This is a genomic window from Streptomyces sp. SID12488, from assembly GCF_010548275.1.
Taxonomy (GTDB): domain Bacteria; phylum Actinomycetota; class Actinomycetes; order Streptomycetales; family Streptomycetaceae; genus Streptomyces.
The window spans coordinates 147,765-173,581 of the sequence record NZ_JAAGLT010000014.1 but is presented as its reverse complement, the minus strand read 5'-3'; the positions used below and the strand labels follow the sequence as shown (position 1 = coordinate 173,581).

The following is a 25,817-nucleotide window of genomic DNA, read 5'->3' as shown; positions in this document are numbered from 1 at the left end:
GCCCGTAGAACACCGGCCATGAGAAGCCGGATCACCATGTCCATGCTTGCCGGAGCGGCCCTCCTGGCGAGCACCCTCCTGGGAGCGAACCCCGCTCGGTCGGCCGAGGCTGCGGCCCAGCCCGTCGACGTACCCGCCGAGTTCGGCACCGACTGGCACGACCCGGTCACCGCGGCGCCCGCGGTCACGCGGCCCGTCGGCTCCAGATCCTGCGAAGTCACCATCGCCGACGCCCAGTTCAAGGACTTCACGCCCTACGAGGGCACGTACAGGCCTCCGAGCGGCTGCGGCGCGAGCTGGAGCAAGGTCGTGCTGCGGATGGACGGCAAGGTCAAGGGGCGTCAGTACGACCGCCTCGGCTACCTGCACATCGGCGGCGTCGAAGTCCTCCGTACCTCCACTCCGCAGCCCTCGCCCGACGGCATCTCCTGGTCCGTCGAGAAGGACGTCACGCGCTACAGCGACACCCTGAGCAAGGCACAGCCCGTGGAGATGCTCATCGGAAACGTTGTCAACGACACCTATACCGGCATCCTCGACGTCAAGGTCACGCTGACGTTCTACGCGGGGAAACCCGCCGCGAAGGTCACTCCCGACCGTGTCCTCACCCTCCAGGACGGCACCCTCACCACTCCGCGCAACAGCGAACGTATCGTCGCCGAGGTGTACGCGACCGGTTCCGGCGGCGGTTGCGAGGAGTACTGGTACCTCACCGTCCCCGACGCGGCCCCCTACTCCTGCAAGGCCACGGACGGCCCGTACCGCGAGGTGCAGATCAAGGTCGACGGTCAACTGGCCGGAATAGCAGCCCCGTTCCCGACCGTGTGGACCGGCGGCTGGTCCAACCCCTTTCTCTGGTACGTGGTGCCGGGACCGCGCGCCTTCGACATCAAGCCGATCGAATACGATCTGACCCCCTTCGCCGGGCTCCTCAACGATGGCCGGCCGCATGACGTGGAGGTCTCCGTCGTCGGCGTCCCGGAAGGACAGGCGGGCTGGAGCACCCCCGTCAACGTCCTCGTCTGGCAGGACGCCGAGCGCGCGCGGGTCACCGGCGGGCTCACCGTCCACCATGCCGGCGACCTCGCCAACTCCTCGACGTACACACCCGGCTCGGCCGGCCGGCAACACCGCCTCGACACCGACGGCGGTCACCGGCTGACCGTCGCCGGCTACGTCGACACCTCGCACGGCCGGGTCGTCACCACCGTCAGCCGTGCCCTGACCAGTACCTCCGTGCACCGCTGGACCGACGGCGAGAACACCGACGGACTCACCGCCACCTGGACGGACGCCGAGAACGTCACCGCCGACGGACGCGGCCCGGCCACAACGACCCGTACGCAACGGACGTACACGATGGACGGCACGACCACACTCGGCGCCGGCGACCGGCTGCGGACCGCGCTGACCCTTGGTGACCGGGAGGCCGTCACCGAGACGTTCGCGGGCCGGCGTAGGGCGTGGTCGTGGCTCGACGACTCGTACGCGGGCGACGCGACATACACGGCGAACGTGCCGCGCGACCAGCGCCACGCCGTCGGGACGACGAGCGAGCGCTACCGGCTGTACGGCTCGGCCGGCTGCCACGACCGCTCTCTGGTGACCGTGCAGGGGGTGCTCACGGAGGACCACGACGGCTGCTGAGAGGGCTGTGCTCGCGGTGGGGACGGCCGATGATTTACACCGCTGAAATGCGGGGGTTGCAGACGGGATCCATGACTCCTCAATAGTGTGCGACGCGGAATCACTTTTCCGCATCTCAGAAACTTCCTGGAGGAGTGCTCGTGCCGCAGTCCGTACCGTCCCTGCCGCGACGCGTCGCACGCATACTGCGTACCTCACTGTTCGCGCAGGTTGCCGTCGCGCTTGTGCTCGGCATCGTTGTCGGCAAGCTGTGGCCCGACGTGGCCACGGATCTCAAGCCGCTCGGCGACGGTTTCACCCGGCTCATCAAGACGATCATCTCGCCGCTCGTGTTCTGCGTGGTCGTCGTCGGCATCGCCAAAGCCGGAGATCTCAAGGCGTTCGGCCGGATCGGGCTCAAAGCCCTGATCTGGTTCGAGGTGGCGAGCACGCTCGCCCTGGTCATCGGGCTCCTCGCCGCCAACATCGTGCAGCCCGGCTCGGGCATGAACGTCGACCCGTCCACGCTCGACACCTCGGCGATCGACGCGAAGACGGGCGGCGGCTCGCTGCCCTCGACGACCGAGTTCGTCGTCAACGCGATTCCCACCAGTTTCGTCGGCGCCTTCGCCGAGAACGAACTCCTCCAGGTGCTGATCCTGGCCTGCCTGGTGGGCGCCGCGCTGCTCCACCTCGGCCACACCAGGGTGCCGAAGGTGCTGCCCGCCATCGAGCAGGCCCAGGAGATCATCTTCGCGGTCGTCGGCTTCATCATGCGACTCGCCCCGATCGCAGTGTTCGGCGCGATGGCGGTCCTGATCGGCCAGTACGGACTCGGTGTTATCGAGACGTACGCCAAACTGATCATCCTCTGCTACGCGGCTGCCGCGCTCTTCGTCGCGCTGCTCGGCGTCGCTCTCAAGATGGTCACCGGGCTCAGCCTCTGGAAGTTCCTCCGCTACATCCGCGAGGAGATGCTCCTCGCGCTAGGCACCGCCTCCACCGAGTCCGTGATGCCGCGCGTGATGCTGAAGCTGCGCAAGGCCGGCGCCCGCGACGACGCCGTGGGTCTGGTGCTGCCCACGGGGTACTCCTTCAACCTCGACGGTGCGTCCCTCTATCTCTCCATCGGTACCCTGTTCATCGCCCAGGCCGTGGGCGTGGACCTCAGCCTCGGCCAGCAGATCACCGTGGTCCTGGTGCTCATGCTCACCAGCAAGGGCATGGCCGGCATCCCCGGTTCGGCCTTCCTCGCCCTGTCCGCGACCGCTTCCTCGCTCGGGGCCATCCCGGCAGGGGCCGTCGCCCTGCTGCTCGGTGTCGACCGCATCATGGACTCGATGCGCGTCGTCACGAACCTGCTCGGCAACTGCGTCGCCGTCTTCGCGGTCTCCCGCTGGGAGGGCGCCCTGGACCTGGAGCGCGCGAAGAAGGTGCTGGACCGGGAGATCGTGATCTCGGAGGAGGACGACTCGGCCGACGCGAAGGAACCCGTGGAGGCGGCGGTTCCGGCCCAGGTGGCCGCAGCCAAGGAACCCGCGAGCTGACCTGCGGCAACTGTGATATTCGAAATTCGAACGGGCCGTGGGTTCGCCTGCAGGACTGCTGGAGGCGAACCCACGGCCCGTTCGTCTGCAAGGACCAGTGTCGCTCCGGTTCAGCAGCGTCCCTCGGGCGGCGCCCCGCCCCCGTCCATCAGCGTGTCCAGCAGCCCGCCCAGTACATTGCGCTCCAAGTCCGTCAGCGGCGCGAGAATCTCCTCCGCCGCCGCCCTGCGCGCTCCGCGCAGCTCGCTCAGCGCCTTGCGTCCGTCGTCCGTGAGTTCGATCCGGATGACCCGGCGGTTGTCGGGGTCTGGCACCCGGCGCACCTTGCCGCTCGCCTCCAGCGCGTCCACCAGCGTCGTCACCGCCCGGGGTACGACCTCCAGTCGCTCCGCCAGATCGGTCATCCGCGGTGGGGAACCGTGGTGCTGGAGGTGGTGCGAAAGGGTGCGCAGCAGCCGGGACTGGGCCGGGGTGATGCCGACTCCGCGCTCTTCCAGCTGATGTTTGTGGCTGCGGTGCAGACGGCGGGTCAGACTCAGCAACTGGTCGGCGAGCGGACCGTCGGCGTCGGGGGAACTCATACGGGAACAATATCAGGATGCGATTCATTGTGAGTATAGGTAACAATGAGCTATGCTCCGCAAGTCGTCACAGCGAGTCTCCCGAAGGAGCCCATGAAACCCGACCGCCAACCCGCCTGGACCCCGTCCGCCGACTCGGCGGACCAGCCGCGCCAGGTCCGCCGCATCCTGAAACTCTTCCGCCCCTACCGCGGTCGGCTCGCCGTCGTCGGCCTGCTCGTCGCCGCGGCGTCCCTCGTCTCGGTCGCGACGCCCTTCCTCCTGAAGGAGATCCTCGACGTCGCGATCCCCGAGGGCCGCACCGGACTGCTCAGCCTGCTCGCCCTCGGCATGATCGTCAGCGCGGTCCTCGGCGGCGTCCTCGGTGTGCTGCAGACGCTCATCTCCACGACCGTCGGCCAGCGCGTCATGCACGACCTGCGTACCGCCGTATACGGCCGGCTGCAGAACATGTCGCTCGCTTTCTTCACCCGTACCCGCACGGGTGAGGTCCAGTCGCGCATCGCCAACGACATCGGCGGTATGCAGGCCACCGTCACCTCCACCGCGACCTCCCTGGTCTCCAACTTCACCAGCGTCGTCGCCACGATCGTCGCGATGGTAGCCCTCGACTGGCGCCTGACCGTCGTCTCGCTGCTCCTGCTGCCTGTGTTCGTCTGGATCAGCCGCCGTGTCGGAAACGAACGCAAGCGGATCACCACTCAGCGACAGAAGCAGATGGCCGCGATGGCCGCCACGGTCACCGAGTCGCTGTCGGTCAGCGGCATCCTGCTCGGCCGCACGATGGGCCGCTCCGATTCGCTCACGCAGTCCTTCGCCGCGGAGTCCGAAAGCCTGGTCGACCTCGAAGTGCGCGCCAGCATGGCCGGCCGCTGGCGGATGGCCGTCATCGGCATCGTCATGTCCGCCATGCCCGCCGTCATCTACTGGGCTGCGGGTCTCGCCTTCCAGTTCGGCGGCCCGACCGTCTCGATCGGCACACTCGTCGCCTTCGTCTCGCTCCAGCAGGGACTGTTCCGGCCTGCCGTCAGCCTGCTGAGCACCGGCGTCCAGATCCAGGCCTCGCTCGCGCTCTTCCAGCGCATCTTCGAGTATCTCGACCTGCCCATCGACATCACCGAGCCGGAGAACCCGGTCCACCTCGACACAATCAAGGGTGAAGTCCGGCTGGAGGACGTCGAGTTCCGCTACGACGACAAGAGCCGCCCGATCCTCGACGGCGTCGACATCACCGTCCCGGCGGGCGGCAGCCTGGCGATCGTCGGCCCCACCGGCGCCGGCAAGTCCACGCTGGGCCACCTCGTGCCCCGCCTGTACGACGTGACGGGCGGCCGGGTCACCATCGACGGCGTCGACGTCCGCAACCTCGACTTCGACACGCTCGCCCGTGCGGTCGGCGTCGTCTCCCAGGAGACGTACCTCTTCCACGCCACGGTCGCCGACAACCTGCGCTTCGCCAAACCGGACGCCACCGACGAGGAACTGCACGCTGCGGCGCGGGCGGCCCAGATCCACGACCACATCTCGTCCCTGGCCGACGGGTACGACACGGTCGTCGGCGAGCGTGGCCACCGCTTCTCCGGCGGCGAGAAACAGCGACTCGCCATCGCCCGTACGATTCTGCGCGACCCGCCGGTCCTCATCCTGGACGAAGCGACCAGCGCCCTGGACACGCGCACCGAACACGCCGTCCAGGAAGCCATCGACGCCCTGTCGGCCAACCGCACCACGCTCACCATCGCTCACCGGCTGTCCACCGTCCGGGGCGCCGACCAGATCGTGGTCCTGGACTCCGGACGCGCGGTCGAACGGGGTACCCACGAGGAACTGCTGCGGAAGGACGGGCGGTACGCGGCCCTTGTGCGCAGGGATGCCCAGCTGGAGCCGACCGGGTGACATATGCGGTCGGACAAGATGAAAATATGTCGGGTTTGTGAGGTTTTGCAGGTTACCGTGCCCGCATGCAGATGAACACTCCGTCACGGAGAACGATTCGCCTGACGCGCCGTGGCCGGGCCGTCCTCATCGCGACCGGTGCGGTTGTCGCGGCCACCGCCGTGGCGGTGCCGCTGCTGAGCGTCGACAGCGAAGGGGACCCCCGGCCGACCTCCCTCCTGATCCTGGAGGGCTGGCGCTCCATCCAGGTGTACGAAGCGGTCGACAAGGCCCTCGCCCTGCCGGCCGGGAGCACGAAGAAGTCGCTCGGCAAGGCCCGGCTGAAACTCCCCGCCGACGCCGAGGGCAACCCCGAGGGCTATCTCTTCCCGGCGACCTATCCGCTGAAGGAGAAGGCCACCCCGGAATCCCTGCTGTCGTTCATGGTCGACACCGCCAACCAGAAGTTCGGCGGTCCACCGGTCACCGCCGGGGCGCAGCGCAACGCCATGAACGTCTACCAGGCCGTCACCATCGCGAGCATCGTCCAGGCCGAGGCCGCCGGCAAGCAGGACATGGGGAAGGTGGCCCGGGTCGTCTTCAACCGGCTCGAACGCGGGATGCCGCTGCAGATGGACTCGACCATCAACTACGCGCTGAACAGGTCCACGCTGAAGACGACGACCGACGACACCCGTCTGAACAGCCCGTACAACTCCTACCAGCGCATGGGCCTGCCGCCCACGCCGATCGCCAACCCCGGCGAGGAGGCGATGCGCGCCGCCATCAACCCGACCCCGGGTGACTGGTTGTACTTCGTCACGGTGAAGCCCGGCGACACACGCTTCACGGCGGACTACGCCGAACATCAGCGCAACGTCGCCGAGTTCAACCAGAACCAGAAGAACCAGAAAAACCAGAAGAACGCGAAGGACCAGCAGAGCCCGGCTCAGGGGCGGCAGAGCGGGCAGCCCGTCAAGTGACCTGACGGGCCACGCGGCCCTACGGGACGTCAGACAGCGGCCGGTTCCTGGTCGAGCAGCCGCCTGATGTCCCGTACGGCCGCCCGCCCGGCCCGGTTGGCGCCGATCGTGCTCGCGGAGGGTCCATAGCCGACCAGATGGACGCGCGGATCGGCGACCGCGCGCGTCCCCTCGACGCGGATGCCGCCGCCGGGCTCGCGCAGCCTGAGGGGCGCGAGATGGTCGATCGCGGCCCGGAATCCGGTCGCCCAGAGGATCACCTCTGCGTCGACGCGCTCGCCGTCGGCCCACTCGACCCCGTCCGGGGTGATCCGGTCGAACATGGGCCGCGGGTCGAGGACTCCGTCGGCCAGTGCCTGCCGGATCGCGTCGTTGAGGGGCAGGCCGGTGACCGAGACGACACTCTTCGGCGGCAGCCCCTGGCGTACCCGCTCCTCGACGAGGGCGACGGCCTCCCGCCCGAACTCCTCGGTGAAGGGCCCCTCGCGGAAGACCGGCGGTCGCCGGGTCACCCACGTGGTTCCGGCGGCGTACGGAGCGATCTCCATCAGATGCTGGGTACCGGACGCGCCCCCGCCCACCACGACCACCCGCTGCCCGGCGAACTCCTCGGGCCCGGGGTACTGAGCGGTGTGCAACTGCCGCCCCCGGAAGGTCTCCTGGCCCGGATAGCGCGGCCAGAACGGCCGGTCCCAGGTACCGGTGGCGTTGATCAGCGCCCGCGCGGACCAGTCACCGTCCGAGGTCTCGACGAGCAGCCGCCCGTCTCCGTCGCCCTCGCGCACCGCCCGCACCTCCACCGGACGGCGCACCCTCAGGTCGAACGTGCGCTCGTACGTGTCGAAGTACTTGCCGATGACCTCGGCGGACGGCCGTGCAGGATCGGCGTTCGTGAGCTCCATGCCGGGCAGCGCGTGCATCCCGTGGACCTTGCCGTACGTGAGCGTCGGCCAGCGGAACTGCCAGGCACCACCGGGGTGCGGGGCGTGATCGAGCACGACGAAGTCGCGCTCCGGCACGAAGCCGGTGCGCTGCAGGTGATAGGCGCCGGCCAGACCGGCCTGGCCGGCGCCTATGACGACGACATCGACTTCTCGTACGCCATCGCGTGTCCCGGTATCGTTCACGCTTCTACTAACCGGGGGAGGGGCGAGGATCTTCCCGCGACGGTCGTCGCGCGTACAGTGACCGCTCGCCACCAGCGGCGACGAACCCCCGGTCGCCCTCGGCGTGCGCTCCAGCAGCCCGTGAGCCGTCAGCTCGGGAATGACGCCCTCGCCGAACCAGCTCGCCTCCGACCGATCCTGCGGCGGGGGAAGCCCCGCCGAAGAAGAGTGGTGACACCGGGTCCGGCGGCAGCGCCGTCAGCCCGTCCTGGATCTGGGGGTGGACACCGTCGAAGTCGTACAGCTGACCGCGCCACGCCTGTAGTACGACGGACAGGAACTCGTCGGTACGGGCATACCACCGGTCGTGGTCGAGGTGGTCGCGGAAGCGCCCCTGCTCGGAGGAGTCGCCACCGGTGACGACGATCAGCAGCAACCGCCCGCGGGTGACGCGCTGGTAGGTCGCCGCCATCTGGGCGGCGGGCGCCGGTGAGATCACACCGAGCCCGATCGCCACCGGAACTTCAGCCGACCGGTGTGCTGGGCGAGTGCCATGGTCGTCAGCCATGCGTCGTCGCACCAGGTACCGGTCGGCATCCGCACGTCTTCGAAGCCCAACTGCTCGGCGGTCCTACGCCCTTGACAGCGCGGTTCGCGCCGACGGTGCTGGAGGCGTAAGCGTGCCGGTCCACGGGGGTGCGGCCGTCGCCGCCCGTAGCCAGGGGCCAGGGGAGACGGACGGTCGTCGCGCGCTCAGGACTCCTTGCTGGGCCGCGGGGCGGTGGTGGACGGGGGCAGGTCGTCGTTGAAGCGCCGGTCCACGTACTTCGCGAAGTCGACCTTGTTCGGGATGAGTTTGAGGCTGGTGAAGGTGTCCGCGATTCTCTGCTCCGAGGCGACGAGCGCGTCGTCGATCGCCACCGGGACACGGGTCGCGTTGGACCGGTTCACCGACGCGAGCGCCACGTCGTACGGCAGCCCGGTGTCCTTCGCCCACTCCTTGGCCCATGTGCCGGGATGTGCGTACACCCAGTCCTGAGCCCGCCGCAGCCGCTCCACGAAGTCCTTGATGGCAGCCGCCTTCTTGCTGTCTCCCAGAGCGGAGGGCGCCGCCACCTGGAAGTTGAGCCCGTTGACCACGCCCTCGCCGTCGGCCAGGACGCTCCCCTGCCCGCCCTTGAGTACCTGGGAGGTGTACGGGTCCCACACCACCCACGCGTCGACGCTGCCGCTGGTGTACGCGGCCAGCGCGTCGGCCGGCTGGAGGTACTTGACCTTGATGTCGTCGAGGGTGAGCCCGGCCTGTTTGAGGGAGGCGATCAACTGGTAGTGCGCGGACGAACCCTGGGCCACGGCAACGGACTTGCCCTTGAGGTCGGCGGCCTTCTTCAGCTTCGAGTCCTTGGGGACAAGGATGGCCTCGCCCTGGGATCCGCCGCGCAGGGCGCCCACCACGGTGACTCTGGAACCGGCGCCGGCCGCGAAGACCGGCGGGGTGTTGCCGACGCTGCCGATGTCGACCGCCTTGGCGTTGACGGCTTCGAGGAGGGGTGGGCCGGAGGTGAAGCTGGACCACTTGATTTTGTAGTCAAGGTTCTTGAGTTCTCCGGCGGCCCGCAGCACGGCCTCCGAACCGCCCTTCTGGTCACCGACGTTGAGTGTCAGGGATCCCTTGCCGTCGGTACCGCTGCCGAAGCCGATGGAGGAGTCGGCGGCCGAGTTCCCGCGGCAGGCCGAGGCGAGAACGGCGAGGGGGAGGAGCAGAGCGGCGGGGACGAGGTGTCGTCGCATGGTCGTTCGTTCCGATCGTTTCTGTGCGGCCGAGGGGGTGAACCAGGGTGCGGGGGAGGGGAGTTGTGAGGGCTCAGGCGGCTTCGGCGGCGGTGTCGACGCCCAGGCGCTCCAGGATTCCGGCGCGCAGTTCGGCGAAGCGCGGGTCGGTGATGTCACGCGGGCGGTCCAGGTGGACCTTCGTCTCGTACGCGATGACGCCCTCGTCCATCACGAGGACGCGGTCGGCGAGCAGCACTGCCTCCTCGACGTCGTGCGTCACCAACAGGACTGCGCAGCCCCGGCGTTGCCAGAGTTCGCCGACCAGCCGCTGGGCCTTGATGCGGGTGAGCGCGTCCAGCGCGCCGAACGGCTCGTCGAGCAGCAGGAGATCGGGCTCGCGTACCAACGCCCTTGCCAGCGAGGCGCGTTGGGCCTCACCGCCGGAGAGGGTCTTGGGCCAGGCGTCGGAACGCTGGCTGAGGCCGACCTCGGTGAGCGCCTTCTCCGCGACCTCGCGTCCGGGGTTGCCGGGCAGCCCGAGCAGGACGTTGCGCCACACCTTCTTCCACGGCATCAGCCGGGGTGCCTGGAAGGCGACGGCCTTGCGGCGCGGCACGAGGACAGTGCCGGTGATGTCGCGGTCGAGACCGGCGAGGATACGCAGCAGCGTGGACTTGCCACAGCCGCTGCGGCCGAGCAGGGCCACGAACTCGCCCGTCTGGACGTCGAGTTGGAGGTTGTCGATGACGGCATGGCCGTCGAAGGACCGGGTCAGCCCGTCGACCCGTACGGCTGGTGAGGTCACCGTCCGGTGAACGTGGGTCGCCATTGCAACAGCAGCCTTTCGAGGGAGCGGACGACGAAGTCGGCCAGCAGGCCGAGGTGAGCCGTCGGCGATCAGATCGCTGCCGACCTGGGCGATCCGCCCGGGTGAGGCGAGGATGTCGGCCGTCAACGCGCCTGTACTGCTAAGGAGTTGCCAGAGCGCGAGGAGCAGCAGCGGGCCCGAGCTGCGGCGCAGCCAACGGGGGACGCGGGTGCGGCGCGTGGAGCTGGGGACGATGGGTTCGAGGTCGGGGAGGGCGCGCTCGTGGGTGTCGCCGGAGGCGGCTTCGGACATACCAGGACCGGATTTAGGTGGTATGTCGGGCTTGGGGGAGCTGGGTGGGGCATGGCTGATGCTCATGAGTGCTCAACGAGGAGGAGAGCGACCGGGGAGGGGATGCACCTCGGCGCCGCCGCGTCCGAAACGGATCAGGGCAGATCGCGGACGTGCGGGTGGGGCGGTGCTCAGGCGGGCGTGCGAGGAGCGGAAAAGGGCGTCAGCAGCCGCGGCGATACGCGGCGGAGGCCACCCGCAGCAGGTCGATGTGACCGCGCGTGGTGAGCATGGCTGAACGCAACATGCCGCTGAAAGTAGCCAGGTGACGCGACCACGGTCAATGGTGTCTCGCGGAATGGACTGCTCGTATCAAGGGATGGAAACCGGACCAGGAGCGGATCCCGGTGGCCGGGTGATGATGGGGCACATGTCCAACGTCTTCACCACGCGCGTCCTGAACATCGCCTCCGGCACCGAGGAGGCGGTCGTCGACCTCACCCGCGACTGCGAGACCTTCCTGCGGGAGGTGGCGGGCGGCCGGGACGGCCTCCTCAACGTCTTCGTCCCGCACGCCACCGCCGGAGTCGCGGTCATCGAAACGGGGGCGGGCAGCGACCGCGACCTCCTCGCCGCGCTGCACACCCTGCTCCCCTCCGACGACCGGTGGCGGCACCGTCACGGCACCCCCGGCCACGGCCGCGACCACGTAGTCCCGGCCATCGTCCCCCCCGCACGCAACGCTGCCGGTTCTGGGCGGGCGACTGGAGTTGGGGACATGGCAGTCGGTCTGCCTGGTGGATACGAACACCCAGAACACGGACCGTCTGGTCCGGTTGAGCTTCCTCGGTTAGGTGTCCTGGCGGAACCGTGCGGGCAAAGTCCGGCCGCACCGAATGGGGCAAGGAGCGGGGCCGGGGAGCTGTTCCCCCGGGTTTGGCGCGCCTGCAGAATCCCGCGGTAGGTCTGTCAGCAGTTTCATGGTCGACCGGCTGCATGCCGACGACCGGGAAGCCTGGAGGGAGCGAGTTCCGGCGTGGCTCAGGGCAGCGGACTCATAATCCGTCGGCCGTGGGTTCGAGTCCCACCCGCCCCACCATGCACCCCTGTGACCTGCGGAAACGTCTCATCAGGCGTTCGGATTCAGGAGTTTGGGCTGCGGGGCTGAATCTGCTGCTCGTGAGTTCGACTCCGTTGCCGTCAGCGATAGTTGAGGTCACTCTGACCTGCGCGGACGTATCAGCCCACGGCTGGAGGATGGCGTCGTTGGTGGGCTGTGCGAGCGTCTGGACGTCGAATTCTGGACGCTGGCTGGACGCGAGGATCCGGAAGTGGTGTCGCCTGGTGACCCCTGGGTGTCGGGAGACGGCCCAGGCCGCAGCGGACTGACCGCCAGGCGGCCGGGTCGGTCAGAAGTTCGGTGCCCGTCGGCACCGCGCGAGCTTTACTGCCTGAGGTCGATCGTGCGGACCGGCTGCCCTGTTCGCCTACCGGGTGCCGCTCGGCCACCAGCTGCTGTGGAAGGACTTCAGCTGGGTCGTCGACCCCGAGGCCATGCACGCCGACGGCGGTCCGGTCGAGCTCGACCTGCGCATCAGCTGCCGCGACGTGAAGTACCGCCGCGACCGCGCCGCCGCGATATCCATGACGGTCGACGTCGAACGCGCGGGCCGCCTCATGGCCACCGCCCGTTCGAGCTTCTCCAAACAGGACCGTGCGAGATATGGGCGGCTGCGTGGCGGCTACGCCGACGCGGCCACCGCCACCGCCCGCGCCGTACCCTGCCTCCCCCGGCCGGGGTGGAGGCCTTCGGCCGCGACCGCTTCGAGGACGTGGTGCCGGCTGCCACCGACCGGCCCGGCCGCTGGCAGCTGCGGATGGACACGACGCATCCCATCCTCTTCGATCACGTCTTCGACCACGCCCCGGGCATGCTGCTCCTGGAGGCCGCCCGCCAGGCGGCCCTGGCCGCGGCCCGCCCCCGGCGGACGGCCGTGACCGGCATGAACTCCGTCTTCGTCAAGTACGCCGAACTGGACGCGCCCTGCTGGCTGGAGACCGAGCGCAGCGTGGACGGCGGCAAGGTCAGGGTCGTCGCGCGGCAGCACGACAGGGAGATCTTCTCCAGCACCGTCCCTCTGTCCGACGCCCCCGTCACGTCCGCCACCCCGGCTGCAGCCTCCGCGCCCGTGTTCGTCTGACATGCGCCGCCACCGCCGACCCGTCGCCCCCGCTCATCGCGACCGGGACACATCGGCCGGACCGGCGGTGGCAGGCTCGCGCCGCACATCGGACCGCCCGCCCGAGCCGGCTGCATCGATTGTGCTGGCTGCGGCACCTGTGCCGACCGTGCCGGCCGCCTCCCGCAGTGCGTCCACCAGGCCGCGCAGCGCGGGCTGCTCCGGTGCGGTGCGGCGGGACGCAGCGGAGATGACGCGCACCGGCTCGGGATTGCGGACCTCGCGCACGACCACGCCCGGGTGCGGGGTACGCAGCCCCAGCCGAGGCATGAGACCGATACCGAGGCCGGCCGCCACGAAGCCCTGTGCGGTCGCGTAGTCCTCGGTCTGGATGGCGAAGTCGGGGCTGAAGCCCGCCGCCGCACAGGAGTCGAGCACCGGTTCGAGACAGGGTCCTGGCGGCTCGCTGCCCACCCACTGTTCGCCGGCGAGCTCGTTCAGGTTGATCACCTGCCGCTCGGCGAGCGGGTGGTCGGCGGGCAGTACGGCGGCGTACGGGTCGTCCAGGAGATGGACGAGACGGATGGAGCCGTCGCCGGTCCTGTCCCGGGCCTGTACGACCACGGCCAGGTCGGCCCGCCCTTTGACCACCTCGTGGAACGGGTCCTCGGGGTCGGCGAGTTCGAGGTCGATCCGTACGCCGGGGTGTTCGAGCCGGAGCCGGGCCAGCGCGGGCGCGACCAGCGTGGAGCCCGCCGTGGCGAAGTAGCGGACCGAGAGGCGGCCGGTCCGCCCGGCCCGCAGATCGGCCAGGGCCGTCTCCGCCTGGGAGACGGCCGCGCTGATCAGACCCGCGTGCTCGGTGAGCAGCAGACCCGCAGCGGTGGGCCTGACCCCCCGGCCGACCCGCTCCAGGAGCGCCGTACCCGCCTGTTTCTCCAGAGCCGCCACCTGCTGGCTGACGGCAGAAGGGGTGTAACCCAGATGGGCCGCGGCAGCCGTCACCGTGCCGCTGGTGACCACCGCGCGCAGGACCTGGAGGCGCCTCACATCAAGCATGCAGTACAGCTTAACAAAAGGTGTAGAACCATTTGCTTGTCCTCAAAGCTTGGCTGGGGCACCTTCATAACAGGGATGCCGGACCAAGCCAGCCACGGACCAGACACAGATCCAGACACAGATCCAGACACAGATACGGAGACACCATCGTGAACGGTGGCAGTACGCAGAGTCTGAGGGGTGCGGCACGAGTGGCCGTGCTCGCCCTGCTGTGGGGATCGACCTTCCTGTGGATCGAACTGGCGCTACGGGGACTGTCCCCGCTCCAGGTCACACTCGCCCGCTGTGTGCTGGGTGCAGTCGTGCTCACCGGCGCGCTGTACGCCACCGGGCGGCGCCTGCCGACCGGCCGCACGGTCTGGCGGCACATCGTCATCGCCGCCTTCTTCTGCAACGCCCTGCCGTTCGCCCTCTTCAGCATCGGCCAGCAGACCGTCGACTCGGGCCTGGCCGGCGTACTGAACGCGACGACCCCGTTCTTCTCCCTCGCCCTCGGGCTCGCCCTGGGCACCGAGCGCGGTCTGCGCCCGGTCCGGCTGGCCGGGCTGCTGCTCGGCTTCGGCGGGGTCGTGGTCATCTTCGCGCCCTGGGAGCGGTCGGGCTCGCTCGGCTGGGGCGCCCTCGCGATCCTCGGCGCCGCGGCCAGCTACGCCGTCGCCTTCGTCTACATGGGCCGCACCCTGGTCGGGCGGGGCATCCCGACCCTCTCCCTCTCCGCCGCCCAGCTGGTCGCGGCGACCGGGCTGACCGCCATGGCCGTGCCGGTCGGCGGCCTGGACGCGATCCACCTCAGCACGACGGCCCTGGTCGCGGTCCTGGTCCTCGGGGTCTTCAGCACCGGCGTCACCTTCCACCTCACCTACCGGATCATCGCGGCCGAGGGCGCCACCCAGGCCGCCGTGGTCGGCTACCTGCTGCCCGTGGTCTCCGTGGCGCTCGGTGCGGTCTTCCTGGGCGAGAGCGTCGGCCTCAGGGTCGCGGCCGGCATGGCCGTCGTCCTCGTCGGCGTCGGCCTGACCCGCCGCAAGGGCGCCCTGAAGCCGGCGCTGGCCGTCGAGGAGCCCGGGTCCGCACCCGCAGTTGAGGAGCCGGGGTCCGCACCCGCCGTGATGGCACCCGCACGATGACTCCTTCCGCTCCCGACCCACAACCCGGGCTCCTTGAGCCCGGGTTGTGGGCTGCGTACCGCGAACTGGCAGCCAAGACCGTCCGTACGGACCTCACCCACGCCTTCCACCCCGGCCAGCCGCACTTCCCGGGCTTCCCCGGCGAAGGCCGCGAGACTCTCTTCGGCACCGAATGCGGCGACGGATTCACCGTGCACCGCCACACGTTGATGGGCCGGTCTGGGGCACCCATGTCGACCCGCCCTCGCACTTCGTGGCCGGCGGGCGCACCCTGGACTTGATTCCGGTTGAGGAGATGATCCTCCCGCTGTTGGTCCTCGACATCACGGGGCGGGTCGAGGCCGACGCGGACGCCGTGCCCACCCTCGACGAGGCGGGCATCAGCCGTACGCCGGGCTGGTCGCCGGACGTTCTGCGGTACCTGTTCGGGGTCGCGGACGTCACCGCGATCGGCCACGAGCAGACCGACACGGACCCCGGCCTGGCCGGCTCCAGGGGGGGGGCGACTACAGCCTTGAGCTGTACGTCCTTCAGCGGGACGGCTGGCAGATCGAACTCCTGGCCAAACCTGGACCGGGTCCCGGAGGCGGGCGCCCTGATCGTCGCGATCTGGCCGAAGCCGTACGGCGGCTCGGCCTTCCCGGCAAGAGTGTTCGCCCTGCACCCGGCACCCTGAAACGGCCATGTACGCCTGAATCGGTCTCGTATGTACGGCAGTTGAGCCAGCCGCGAACGGGCATGGCAAGCTTGCCATGCCCGCAGGACGGGAGCCTCCTGCCGTCGGGAGTGCGGTACCCCCGGTGCCTCCGTCCGGTCGAACGACTGCCCGTGAAGCGGCAGTTGGTCAGAGGGCAGCCGAACCACCGCGTCGAGCCCACCCGTCGCCGCCGCCCGCAGCGCCACGTCCCCGCCGCTCGCGTGCGCGAGACGCTGTACGAGGGCGAGGCCCAGGCCCGTACCGCCCATGGGGGCGTCGGGCGCGCGCCAGAAGCGGTCGAAGGCCCGGCCACGCTGCTCGGCCGTCATGCCCGGACCCTCGTCCGTGACATGCAGATCGGCCCAACGCACCACGTACGGGCGGCGCGTGGGCGGCGCCATCCGCAGTTCGAGGGAGACGGTACTGCCGGGCGGTGAGGCCCGCAGCGCATTGGAGAGCAGGTTGTCCAGGATCTGCTCGACAGCCCGGGCACGGCGAGTACCACCCCCACGCCACTGCCGCTCCCGCCGAACAGCACGAGCGAAAAGCCGAGCCGGTCGAACAACGGCGCCCAGGTGGCATGCCGTTCCGCGCAGACAGCGCCCACGTCGACAGGGCCGGGCGTGGCCGCGTCCTCCTCAAGGCGGGCCATCGCCAGCAGCCCTTCGACCATCCGGCGGCAGGCGTGAACCCACAACATCGACTTGCGCGCCTGGGCTCGGATTTGCACATCGGCTGCGCGTCCTCAGCCGACAGTGCGCATCGAGTCGCGGATCCTGCACAGGGGCTTACGAGGTCGTGGCCTGCGGGACATTGCGGATCGTGGCGAGCAGTGCGACTCCGGCATCGTCAGTGTTGTGGGTGGCGCGGATCAGTCCGAGGACTTGTCGGGCGACGCCGTCGTCGTCCCGGTTGCCGCGGTGGCGGGCCCAGTGGAGCAGGGTCTGCGCGTACAGGGTCATCAACCGATCGTCGAGTGTGCTGGCGATCGGGGCGGGACGGCGCAGGTCAGTGAGTACGGACATCGTGGCGTCGGGGACCTGGCCGACGGACGCGATCCAGTCGAGGGCGAAGCTGGCCGCGACGAATTCGAGGGTGACCGGTGGAGGCACGCTCGTCCGGATCTGCCCCCAGCCGAGTCGCGTCTGGCGGGGTGTCTGATCTGTTGTGGGATGACGTCGAGTACTTCTTCGACCTTGATGAAATGGGGTCGCTGCCGGACGTGGGTGTCCCTGACGCCTCGGTGGAGGACTGGCAGGCGGTCCTCGACCTGATCAGCGCGAGCGGCTGGGGGTGCCAGTACTCCGAGGGTGAGGTCGTTATGTCATGTGGTCGAAGCTGCAGGCAGCTCACGCCGTCGAGTCGCATGTTCAGGTCCGACGATGCGAACCTTGGCTCTTTCCAGCCCATGGGCACAAAGGGGCTACGACGGAACCCTGGGGAGTTCGTCCTCCGACATCCCAGGGCTACGTCCTTTCGGCTCTCATCGCACTGAGGACTTGCGCAGTCCGGCCGGTCTCTACCTGCTCTTCGGCCCGTCCTCTCCCGTCTGCCGGCCGTCCGCTGGGCGCGCGGCTGCCTGGTGCATGCGGATCACCGCGTACGTCTCGCCGTCCATCGGCGGCCGTGTCCATGAACGGGTGGTGAATGTGTGCAGCCGCCCGTTCACGATGGCATGACGCGGCAGACACGCACCGAACTCCCCGGCCACCGCTTCCAGCAGCGACCGCTCCACCTCGGCCCCGTCTTCCAGAGTGTCGAAGAATCGGTTCGGATCCAGCGCCTGCGGTACCTCTCCGCTCTGCCGGATCTCTCCGTCCGCGTACGTGAATGCGTACTGCTCGGTTCCGTCTCGTGCCACCGAAAGGTGGAAGAACGGGTCCCCGTGCCATGTCCTCAGGCCGCTCCACACCACCACCGCGCGGGTGCCCTCGCTGGCGGCCGCGGCCGGAGAGACGAACCGCCGCCGGTCGAACGGGGCGGAATCGCCGTCGAAGACGAAGCTCCAACCGGCGCCGGCCCGGCCGACCGCCATGAGCGCCCTGTCGTCGTAGGACGAGAACTCCCCCGGGTTGTGCAGCGATCTGTGCCGCGCCTCCCAAAAGGTCATGGGTTCGTTCAGCACGGTGCCGTCTCCACCTCCCTCCGTGAGACGTCCGGGCAGCTCCTCCGGCTCCACCCCTTCCACCAGGACGAACCGGTAGGACGTGCGGTTGTTGCCCGGGTCCGCCTCCGCGAGCCACGCCAGATTGCCAAGGTCGAGCCCGGCCGTCGGCGTGGGTGCCTCGCCGGCCTGCCCTCCCCTTGGAGTGGACAACATCTCGCGGCCCCGCTCCGGGGTCAGCAGCGGTCCGAGCACGGGGTCGGCCACCCATCCCAGCGGCGCCAGATGGTCTGGACCCAGCGGCTCCCACAGGGGCAGGGCATTTATCAGCGTCCGCCACGCCCCGTCGGAGTCTCCCCACCGCGCCAGCTCGCGCGCCCGCTCGACCGCTTCCCCGAACGGTCCGGCCGCCGTGTACCGGTACGTGCCGCTCCTCACCTGGTCCAGCGTCGCGTAAGCCAGTGACACCAGCTCGTCGTCGGCGCCCCGCAGATGGAACATCAGCGTGGAGTCGTCCCGGTACGAGTGCGCCGCGTGCTCGGCAACCAGTGGCGGCAACAGCTCGGGCGCGTACTGCGGGTCCGTCACCAAGCCGTCGTAGTACACCATGGAGGTCTGTCCGAGCAGACGGCGTATCTGGTCACCCAGCCCGGCGGCCCGAGACCTGCCGTACTCCTTGCCCTCGTCCAGCGCCTTCCCGGCCCGTTCCCAGCCGCCGCGCAGTGCCTCCAGCCGGGCCTCCTCCACCAGGGTGTCCAGCCTGAGCGTCGTGTCGTTGGCGAACACTGGCTCCCCGTCGCTCCGGTTCGCCTGCAGGCTGTGGAACTCCCGGTACATGTCCTGCATGAACTCAAAAAAGTTCGCGTGCCGCTCGGGCGGCGCGGCCCGCCAGCTCGCCCACGTGTACACGGCCCACTCACCGTCCTCGTCCACGTCCTCGGGATCCATGAGGACGTGGGTGATGTCGGACTCGACGTCTAGCTGGAGCCCGCGCCGCCAGACGTCCGCCTCCCGCCGCTCCTCGGGCCCGCAGTCCTCGTCCAGGTACTCCTCGAACATGACCGCGAGCCCTGACTCGTCGTTGTGCCAGCGCGCGCTCTTGGTCCCCGCCAGCAGCCACACGAACCCGCCCGCGTGCCGCCAGCCGTTGCTGACCTTGAGGAACTCCCGGTACGACGGAGGCATCCGTCGGCCGAGGCGCTCCTCCAAGGATGCGATCCGCTCCTCGGACGCGGGCGGGAATCCCAGCCACCGCGCTTGGCGGGCGGTCTCGTCGTCCTCGCCTTGCGTCTCGCCGGCCGGCAGGGAATCTGCCCACTCCCCGCTCCACCTGAGCAGGAAGGACCGCCAGTCGAATGCCGTGGTGTCCGTCATGCGCTCGATGCTGCCACCCACCACTGACATTGCTCCGCTGCGTGCTGCCGCCTGTCGGGACCCTCGCGTAGCGACCTGATGCGCGAGGAGTCGACCACACACTGGGACCAGTCCAGCCGGGGGCCGCGTTCAGCTCGGCCGGTAGCACCTAGTGCAGGCGACGCCGTACGCCGGTCTCGTTCCGGCCCCGTAGCCAGCACGTCATGCCCGAGCCGAAACCGCACAGCACTTCCCGGTCCGGCAACAGGGATACCAGAACCTGCCGCACGTTGCGGTAGCTAGGGCTCCACACGTCCCGCAGTTCATCCGACACGATCCAAGGCGACGTCCCTACACCGGCAATCGCGCGCGGCCAGGTCCATGAGCTGCCCGCACGCGCGGGTCGTCCAGGGAACCGGAAGGCTGGACGCGCGCGCTCGCCCGTGGCGTGTTGCCCACAACGAATTCATCAGCACCAGTGGCGAGTTCGACGCCGTGGCCGACTTCGACCGCATCCTGCGCAGCCCCTACGACCACGAGCGGATCCTGCCGTTCTTCGACAACGGCGATCACCTGCACCCCAACGACACCGGCATGCAGGCGATGGCCGACGCGGTGCGGCTGCGAGACCTCGCCTGCGATCGCGGCGCCCTTTGAGCCAGCCGTCTACAGCGGCGCCGGGGACGAAGCCCCCGCGATCAGCAGGCGGGGGCTTCCCGTGCCGTTCGCGGGTACGGTCCACAGGTCGCTGCTGCCGACCTTGCCGTCGGTGGGGAGGGCGTAGGCGACGGTGTTGTTGTCGAGCCAGGTGGCCTGGTCGTCGACGCTGTGGCGTTCGGCGAGCGCCGTCTCCTTCAGGGTGCCCAGGTCGAGGACGTACTCGTGCCAGAGGGCGGTACGGGACAGGACCCGCTTCTTGAAGGCGACGCGCGTCCCGTCGGGGGAGAGCGAGGGGCACTCCACGTTCTCGAGCAGGGTGGTGACCTTGCGCCCGGAGAGCGAACCGCGGACCAGGTAGGTCTTGTTGCCGGTGTTGAGGGTGGCGTAGAAGGTGTCGTCGTCGGAGGCGAAGGTGACGCCCCAGAAGTTGACGTCCGAGGCGCGGTAGGGCTTGCCGTCGAGGACGATGGAGAACGTCTCCAGGCTGGGCGTCAGCTTCATCGTGCGGGTGTCCAGGATCGACGTGCGGGTGGAGAAGAAGGCGGAAGCGTAGGACTCGCCGGAGACGAAGACGGTCCAGGCGACGAAGCGGCCGTCGGGCGAGACCCGGGCCCGGCTGGGGGCACCCGCGAGCGGATAGGTGCGCAGGGTGCGGAGGTTGGCGTCCAGGAGCAGGGCGCGGTTGCTCTGCTTGAGGACGCCGGGGACGGACTGAAGGCAGATGCCGGTGCCGGCCGCCGCGTAGAAACGCGCGCACTTCAGGTCGGAGGCGGTCCGGCCGGCCCCGGGGTCGGTGGACGGGACCGAGGCGACCGCGGTGCGGTGCGGGCCGGCGGCGGCGTTGACGAACGTCAGGCGGCTCTTCTGGTCGAGCGTCAGCCTGCCCGTGCTGACGGCGGGGCCGCCCGGCTGCGACCGGTTCGCCCGGTCCGCGCGGTCGGCGGCGTGCAGGACCACGCCGGTTGCCACGCCCGCGAGGATCAGCACCCCTGTGACGAGTATGAGCAAGCGGCGGCGCAGCGATGTCATGTGGATCCCTGGGGCTTTGTGGCTGTGGTGGTCATCGGGTTTCGCCGCTCGGCCGCAGCAACATGCCCGCGACGGCCGCGCAGCACAGCAGACCGACCGCCGATCCGGCCAGCGCGGGGCCGTCGCCCCACACCGTCCAGGCGGCGCCGAAGGCCAGCGAGCAGCAGAACCGGGCCAGCGCCTGGCTGGTCCCCACGATGGCGAGGCCGCTGGCGCGCAGCTGCTCGGGCACGATGTCGGCGAGGGCGGCCGGGAGTACGCCGTCGGTGGCCGCGTAGAAAACGCCGTGCAGGGCGAGCACGAGGAAGGGCAGGGCCGGCGTGGCCGGGGCCCACAGCAGAAGGGCGTAGCCGGTGAGCAGACTGGCGTGCCCGGCGAGGAACACGGTGCGCCGCCCGATCCGGTCGGCCAGCGCGCCGAAGGGCACGGCCAGCAGCAGGAACACCGCGGCGGTACCCAGCGGCAGCAGCGGGAACCACTCGTCGGCGATACCCGCGCGTCGTTGCAGCAGCAGGTAGACGAAGGCGTCGCTGACCGTGGTCAGGCCGAGCAGCGCGGCGCAGATCGCGAGCGCCCGCAGCCGCGGCAGCCGCAGCAGTGCCAGCGCCTCGCGTACGCGCACGGGCGGCTTGTTGTCCGTCGCGCCCACTTCGTCCGGCGGCGCGCTCTGCCGTCTGCCCGGCACGAACAGCACCAGCACGAGCACGCCGAGCACGGCGACGCACGCGCTCACGCCGAACACGGCGTCGTAACCGTCGGTCGCCGCGCGCAGGATGAAGAAGGCGGCCAGTGGGCCGAGCATCGCGCCCGTGGTGTCCATCGCCCGGTGCACGCCGAAGGCGCGGCCCTGCCTCTCGGACGGTGTGGACAGGGAGATCATCGCGTCGCGCGGGGCGGTGCGCAGGCCCTTGCCGGTCCGGTCGAGGGCGAGGACCGTGCCGAGTGCGCCGATGCTGCTCACGAGCAGGAGCAGCGGCTTGCACAGCGCGGACAGGCCGTACCCGAGCCCGGCCATCAGCTTGTGGTTGCGCACCCGGTCGGCGAGGTGGCCGCCGGTGAGCTGCACCAGCGCGCTGACGCCGTTGTAGACACCGTCGAGGGTGCCGAACACCAGCGGGGTGAAACCGAGCGTGGTGACGAGGTAGAGCGGCAGAACGGCGGTGACCATCTCCGAGGAGATGTCGGTTATCAGGCTGACCGAGCCCAGCACGAGCACGACCGGGGCGACCTTGTGCCCCGGGCCGCGTCTTCGGCCCTGCTCGGTGTCCGCCTGTCCGGGGGCGGAACGGTCGGTGAGATACATGATCGAGAACTCCAGGTGCGGTGCGATCAGTTCTGCCGGCTGCTCTCGTCCCGTAGCCAGGTACCGAAGTCCTGAGCCCGGATGGCCTTTCTGGATGCCCGCCGGGCGGCGACCGCCGCCGCGAGGAAGACTACGACACTCGGGAAGAGCTTCGGATCCCTGCGGACCAGGGCTTTCAGATCTGCCACGCTCGTGCGCGCGGAGGCCTCTTCCGGTGCCTGATGCTGCTCCACCTGGGCGGTGGACACGGCGGCCCGGACCCGCCGTTTCATCAAGTCCCCCCAGGTGCGCGGGGGGTGGACCACGACACGGGCCCCGCCGACCACCAGCCGCTCCTCGGGAGCGAACGCCAGGGACGCGGCGAGGTCGTCCGCCATCAGCGGGGGCAGCGCGGCGATCCGGGCGTGCCCGGCCTTGGAGACCGCGATGACGCCCCGGCCGAACAGTCCCTCGCGTACGGCGGGGAGGCGCTGCCACACCCGGTAGTAGGCGCGCACCCGCCGGCCGCAGCCGGTCAGCGGGATCTGCCGCTCGGGGGCGGTGGCCAGGATGTCCGAGGTGTCGTCGTTCAGCGGCGCGACCAGTGCCAGTACGTCCGCGCCTGTGATCACGACGTCGGCGTCCACGTAGATGCGGGGGAAGCCGCGCGCGTGGTCGTCTCCCGCGCGCAGGGCGGCGTGTTTCGACGGGGTGGGGATCTCGACCACGCGGACGCGCGGTCCGTGAGCGTTCGCGATCCGTGCGGTGTCGTCCGTGCAGCCGTTGCATACGACCACGACGTCGATCTCGCCGTCGGTGGAGTCGGTGGAGTCGGCGGACTCGGCCATCAGCGAATCGAGGAGTCGGCCGATGACTTGCGCCTCGTTGTGGGCCGGGATCACGATGCTCGTCACGTGGGCAGTATGCCGTCAGTGTCACTAATGCGATGTGTGTTTCGTTCAACCGTTCCCGTCATTGCGTTCCGTGGTCTAGATTGAGTGCCGCCGGACCGGTTTGGGTGGGGAACTGTCCTTGACTTCGTGTCAACGGTGCGGCTTTTGTGCGAATTTGAACTTTTCAGGAAAAGCATGCTGGGGGGCATGAAGCGGTTGGGGAACCGCTGACGCTCCCTCGTTTTCCAGTGTCGCTGTGTGGAGGGCACTTCGATCGGGGGGTAGCCGCGCATGTGGTGGGGGGAGCATGGCCATTGAGGTCACGCATGAGCAACTGGTTGTGGAACGCAGGACTCCGGATGCTCGCCGAAGACGTTGGGATCGCAAATACCGGATCGCTCTGTTGGTCGCGGACGGCTTCGCGGCCGTTGCCGCGGCCCTTCTGATCCACGCGGTGTACGGCCGCTGGGCGGTGGCCCTGGTGCTGCCCCCGATGTGGATCGTGGCCATGGTCGCCCATCGCTCCTACGACCGCACCGCCCTGGGTCTGGGAACCGAGGAGTATCGACGGGTACTTCGTGGAGCTCTCGGGCTGCCGGCGATAGCTGCGGTCGCGCACTACCTGTTCGCGCACGACGAAGGACTTCTCCATGACATGATCATGGCCACGGTGCCGGCTGTCGTGATCGCCCTCCCGGGCCGTTACGCACTCCGCCGCCGACTGCACCGAAGATGGGCGCGCGGCCGGGACAGGAGCGCGACGCTCCTGGTCGGGCCGTCACGCGGCATCGTGGAGCTGGTCGCCGTACTGCGCCGAGGCGGCTCACAGGAACTGCACGTCGCCGGAGTGTGCCTGAGCGATCCGAAGAACCGGTCGGAGATCCACAAGCTGGGTCTCCCCGTCCTCGGCGGCGTCGGCGACATGGACGACGTGGTCCGGGTCATGGGCATCAGCACCGTGGTGGCACTGCCGATCCCCGAGGCCGATGCTTCCGTCCTGCGGCGGATGTCCTGGACGGCGGCCGTGCAGGGCGTCGACTTCCTGCTGGCCCCCGTACTGACCGACGTGTCCGCCTCCAGGCTGGCGGTACGCCCCACCAACGGGGTGCCGCTGGTCCGGATACAGGCGCCGAATCTCACCCGGATCTCCCGGCTGCCCAAGGAACTGCTCGACCGGTCGCTCGCGGCGGCACTCCTGATGCTCCTCGCACTGCCCATGCTGCTGATCGCCCTGATCGTCCGGCTGGACAGCTCCGGGTCGACGCTGTTCAGGCAGCAGCGGGTGGGCCGGTACGGCGACCACTTCACCATGTTCAAGTTCCGCACCATGCGGCCGGACTCGGAGGCCCTCCGGGCGGAACTGGAACACCTGAACGAGAACAGCGACGGTCTGCTGTTCAAGGTGAAGGAGGACCCACGTATCACCCGGTTCGGCTCGGTGCTGCGCCGCACGTCGATCGACGAACTGCCGCAGCTGATCAACGTGGTCAGCGGCCACATGTCGCTCGTCGGCCCCCGTCCGCCGCTGCCCGAGGAGGTGGAGGAGTACACGCCGGAGGTAAAGCGCCGGCTGCTCGTCAAGCCCGGCCTCACCGGGCTGTGGCAGGTCAGTGGACGCTCCGACCTGCCCTGGGACGAGGCGGTCCGGCTCGATCTCGGATACGTGGACAACTGGTCGATGGGTCTCGACCTGGAGATTCTGGCGCGCACCGGGTCCGCGGTGGTGCGCGGAACGGGGGCCTACTGATGGACCGACGGAAGAGGAACCAAGTGACGCAGGGCACGGAGCCGTTGGGGATCGCGGTCGTCGGGGCCGGCTACTGGGGACCCAACCTCGTACGCAACTTCCAGGCCAGCGAGCAGTTCAGGCTGCGCTGGCTGTGCGACCTCGACGTGGACCGCGCCCAGCGGGTCCTCGGCGGCTACTCGACCGTCCAGGCCACCTCGGACTACGCGGCCGTCCTCGCCGATCCGACCGTCGACGCCATCGCCGTGGCCACGCCCGCCGGGACCCACCTCGACATCGCCCTGGCCGCCCTGCGCGCCGGCAAGCACGTCCTCGTGGAGAAGCCGCTGGCGGCGACCTACGCCGACGGGGTGCGCCTGGTGACCGAGGCGGAAGAGCGCGGTCTCACCCTGATGTGCGACCACACCTACTGCTACACGCCCGCCGTGGGCCGCATCCGGGAGCTGGTCCGCTCCGGCGAACTCGGCGAGATCCACTTCGTCGACTCGGTCCGGATCAACCTCGGGCTGGTCCAGAAGGACATCGACGTGATGTGGGATCTCGCCCCGCACGACCTGTCGATCCTCGACTTCATCCTCCCCGACAACGTCGAACCGGTCGCCGTCGCCGCCCACGGGGCCGACCCGATCGGTGCGGGACAGGCCTGCGTGGCCTATCTGACGCTCCAGCTCAACACGGGGGCCATCGCCCACGTGCACGTCAACTGGCTGTCGCCGACCAAGGTCCGCACCACCATGGTGGGCGGCGCCAAACGGACCCTGGTCTGGGACGACCTCAACCCCCTCCAGCGCGTGGCGGTCTACGACCGTGGAGTGGACCTGGCCGCGCCTCAGGAGATCGGCGCCGACGAGCGCCGGGACATGCTCGTGTCGTACCGCTCCGGCGACATGGTCGCGCCCGCCATCGGCGAGAAGGAGGCGCTGCGCAGCATGGTCGACGAGTTCGGCGACTCGATCAGACAGCGCCGGGCCCCGCTCACCGACGGCCGCGCGGGCCTGCGGGTGCTGGACATCCTCGAGGCGGCGTCCCGGAGTCTCGAATTCAAGGGCGCGGTCGTCGGACTGCGTGCCGGGCGTTGACGTTCCCATTCACTGAG

20 protein-coding genes and 5 pseudogenes are annotated in these 25,817 nt (G+C 69.5%); 12 read left to right on the top strand and 13 right to left on the bottom strand.

Annotation, left to right across the window (positions count from 1 at the left end; genetic code table 11):
* Positions 1–18: 18 nt before the first annotated feature.
* The gene (locus G3I56_RS22305) at positions 19–1,647 is read left to right on the top strand and encodes a peptide-N4-asparagine amidase (protein WP_164411588.1); all 1,629 of its coding nucleotides are present in this window, start codon (positions 19–21) and stop codon (positions 1,645–1,647) included.
* A gap of 140 nt (positions 1,648–1,787) precedes the next feature.
* A complete protein-coding gene (locus tag G3I56_RS22300; RefSeq protein ID WP_164411586.1) occupies positions 1,788–3,173 on the top strand; it encodes a cation:dicarboxylase symporter family transporter in 1,386 nt (461 codons plus the stop codon).
* A gap of 110 nt (positions 3,174–3,283) precedes the next feature.
* On the opposite strand, the gene G3I56_RS22295 is transcribed toward G3I56_RS22300, so the two are convergent.
* Positions 3,284–3,754 carry a MarR family transcriptional regulator gene (locus G3I56_RS22295; RefSeq protein ID WP_164411584.1) on the bottom strand — a complete coding sequence of 157 codons (471 nt, stop codon included), beginning with the start codon at positions 3,752–3,754 and terminating at the stop codon, positions 3,284–3,286.
* 93 nt (positions 3,755–3,847) lie between these two features.
* Between G3I56_RS22295 and G3I56_RS22290 the strand changes: the two genes are divergently transcribed.
* On the top strand, positions 3,848–5,650 hold the full coding sequence (locus tag G3I56_RS22290; RefSeq protein WP_164411582.1) for an ABC transporter ATP-binding protein: 1,803 nt from the start codon (positions 3,848–3,850) through the stop codon (positions 5,648–5,650).
* 65 nt (positions 5,651–5,715) lie between these two features.
* Positions 5,716–6,612, top strand: a complete 897-nt coding sequence (gene mltG, locus G3I56_RS22285) for an endolytic transglycosylase MltG (RefSeq protein WP_164411580.1) — start codon at positions 5,716–5,718, stop codon at positions 6,610–6,612.
* A 29-nt stretch (positions 6,613–6,641) separates the two neighbouring features.
* On the opposite strand, the gene G3I56_RS22280 is transcribed toward mltG, so the two are convergent.
* The 4 genes and pseudogenes from G3I56_RS22280 to G3I56_RS22265 form a co-directional block, all read right to left on the bottom strand.
* Complete coding sequence (locus G3I56_RS22280; RefSeq protein WP_164411578.1) at positions 6,642–7,739, bottom strand: NAD(P)-binding domain-containing protein; 1,098 nt, start codon at positions 7,737–7,739, stop codon at positions 6,642–6,644.
* Between the two features lie 169 nt (positions 7,740–7,908).
* A pseudogene (locus tag G3I56_RS22275) lies at positions 7,909–8,440 on the bottom strand (LLM class flavin-dependent oxidoreductase); the annotation flags it as partial.
* A 31-nt stretch (positions 8,441–8,471) separates the two neighbouring features.
* Entirely contained in the window at positions 8,472–9,509 is a 1,038-nt protein-coding gene (locus tag G3I56_RS22270) for an ABC transporter substrate-binding protein (RefSeq protein ID WP_164411576.1), read from the bottom strand.
* Positions 9,510–9,582: 73 nt separating this feature from the next.
* Positions 9,583–10,320 carry an ABC transporter ATP-binding protein gene (locus G3I56_RS22265; protein WP_164411665.1) on the bottom strand — a complete coding sequence of 246 codons (738 nt, stop codon included), beginning with the start codon at positions 10,318–10,320 and terminating at the stop codon, positions 9,583–9,585.
* Between the two features lie 700 nt (positions 10,321–11,020).
* Here G3I56_RS22265 and G3I56_RS22255 point away from each other — a divergent pair.
* A pseudogene (locus G3I56_RS22255) lies at positions 11,021–11,444 on the top strand (YjbQ family protein).
* A gap of 945 nt (positions 11,445–12,389) precedes the next feature.
* Positions 12,390–12,791: an AfsA-related hotdog domain-containing protein gene (locus tag G3I56_RS22250; protein WP_164411574.1), complete on the top strand. Its 402-nt coding sequence runs from the start codon at positions 12,390–12,392 to the stop codon at positions 12,789–12,791.
* Positions 12,792–12,824: 33 nt separating this feature from the next.
* Here G3I56_RS22250 and G3I56_RS22245 read toward each other — a convergent pair whose 3' ends face one another.
* The gene (locus G3I56_RS22245) at positions 12,825–13,829 is read right to left on the bottom strand and encodes a LysR family transcriptional regulator (protein WP_164411572.1); all 1,005 of its coding nucleotides are present in this window, start codon (positions 13,827–13,829) and stop codon (positions 12,825–12,827) included.
* Between the two features lie 149 nt (positions 13,830–13,978).
* Between G3I56_RS22245 and G3I56_RS22240 the strand changes: the two genes are divergently transcribed.
* From G3I56_RS22240 to G3I56_RS22235, 3 genes and pseudogenes are all read left to right on the top strand, one after another.
* Positions 13,979–14,956 carry a DMT family transporter gene (locus G3I56_RS22240; RefSeq protein ID WP_343240024.1) on the top strand — a complete coding sequence of 326 codons (978 nt, stop codon included), beginning with the start codon at positions 13,979–13,981 and terminating at the stop codon, positions 14,954–14,956.
* A 172-nt stretch (positions 14,957–15,128) separates the two neighbouring features.
* Positions 15,129–15,251, top strand: a pseudogene (locus G3I56_RS45100) (cyclase family protein); the annotation flags it as partial.
* Positions 15,252–15,632, top strand: a complete 381-nt coding sequence (locus G3I56_RS22235) for a hypothetical protein (RefSeq protein WP_343240028.1) — start codon at positions 15,252–15,254, stop codon at positions 15,630–15,632.
* Positions 15,633–15,802: 170 nt separating this feature from the next.
* On the opposite strand, the pseudogene G3I56_RS22230 reads toward G3I56_RS22235, so the two are convergent.
* The 4 genes and pseudogenes from G3I56_RS22230 to G3I56_RS44005 form a co-directional block, all read right to left on the bottom strand.
* Positions 15,803–16,329, bottom strand: a pseudogene (locus G3I56_RS22230) (HAMP domain-containing sensor histidine kinase); the annotation flags it as partial.
* 112 nt (positions 16,330–16,441) lie between these two features.
* Complete coding sequence (locus G3I56_RS22225) at positions 16,442–16,765, bottom strand: hypothetical protein (RefSeq protein ID WP_164411570.1); 324 nt, start codon at positions 16,763–16,765, stop codon at positions 16,442–16,444.
* 407 nt (positions 16,766–17,172) lie between these two features.
* The gene (locus tag G3I56_RS22220; RefSeq protein ID WP_164411568.1) at positions 17,173–19,131 is read right to left on the bottom strand and encodes an SMI1/KNR4 family protein; all 1,959 of its coding nucleotides are present in this window, start codon (positions 19,129–19,131) and stop codon (positions 17,173–17,175) included.
* 80 nt (positions 19,132–19,211) lie between these two features.
* A pseudogene (locus tag G3I56_RS44005) lies at positions 19,212–19,474 on the bottom strand (IS5/IS1182 family transposase); the annotation flags it as partial.
* 17 nt (positions 19,475–19,491) lie between these two features.
* Here G3I56_RS44005 and G3I56_RS22215 point away from each other — a divergent pair.
* Complete coding sequence (locus tag G3I56_RS22215; protein ID WP_239135020.1) at positions 19,492–19,767, top strand: hypothetical protein; 276 nt, start codon at positions 19,492–19,494, stop codon at positions 19,765–19,767.
* Between the two features lie 9 nt (positions 19,768–19,776).
* Here the strand turns inward: G3I56_RS22215 and G3I56_RS22210 are convergent, their stop codons facing one another.
* The 3 genes from G3I56_RS22210 to G3I56_RS22200 are packed head-to-tail and all read right to left on the bottom strand — an operon-like array spanning position 19,777 to position 22,995.
* Positions 19,777–20,799, bottom strand: a complete 1,023-nt coding sequence (locus G3I56_RS22210) for a PD40 domain-containing protein (RefSeq protein ID WP_164411566.1) — start codon at positions 20,797–20,799, stop codon at positions 19,777–19,779.
* A 31-nt stretch (positions 20,800–20,830) separates the two neighbouring features.
* Positions 20,831–22,102 (bottom strand): MFS transporter, encoded by a 1,272-nt coding sequence (locus G3I56_RS22205; RefSeq protein WP_203690395.1) that lies wholly within the window; start codon positions 22,100–22,102, stop codon positions 20,831–20,833.
* Between the two features lie 26 nt (positions 22,103–22,128).
* Complete coding sequence (locus G3I56_RS22200) at positions 22,129–22,995, bottom strand: glycosyltransferase family A protein (RefSeq protein ID WP_164411564.1); 867 nt, start codon at positions 22,993–22,995, stop codon at positions 22,129–22,131.
* A gap of 286 nt (positions 22,996–23,281) precedes the next feature.
* Here G3I56_RS22200 and G3I56_RS22195 point away from each other — a divergent pair, with 286 nt between their 5' ends.
* Both G3I56_RS22195 and G3I56_RS22190 read left to right on the top strand, forming a co-directional pair.
* The gene (locus tag G3I56_RS22195; RefSeq protein WP_164411562.1) at positions 23,282–24,721 is read left to right on the top strand and encodes a sugar transferase; all 1,440 of its coding nucleotides are present in this window, start codon (positions 23,282–23,284) and stop codon (positions 24,719–24,721) included.
* Between the two features lie 23 nt (positions 24,722–24,744).
* Positions 24,745–25,800 (top strand): Gfo/Idh/MocA family oxidoreductase, encoded by a 1,056-nt coding sequence (locus tag G3I56_RS22190; protein WP_343240023.1) that lies wholly within the window; start codon positions 24,745–24,747, stop codon positions 25,798–25,800.
* The last annotated feature ends 17 nt before the right edge of the window (positions 25,801–25,817 follow it).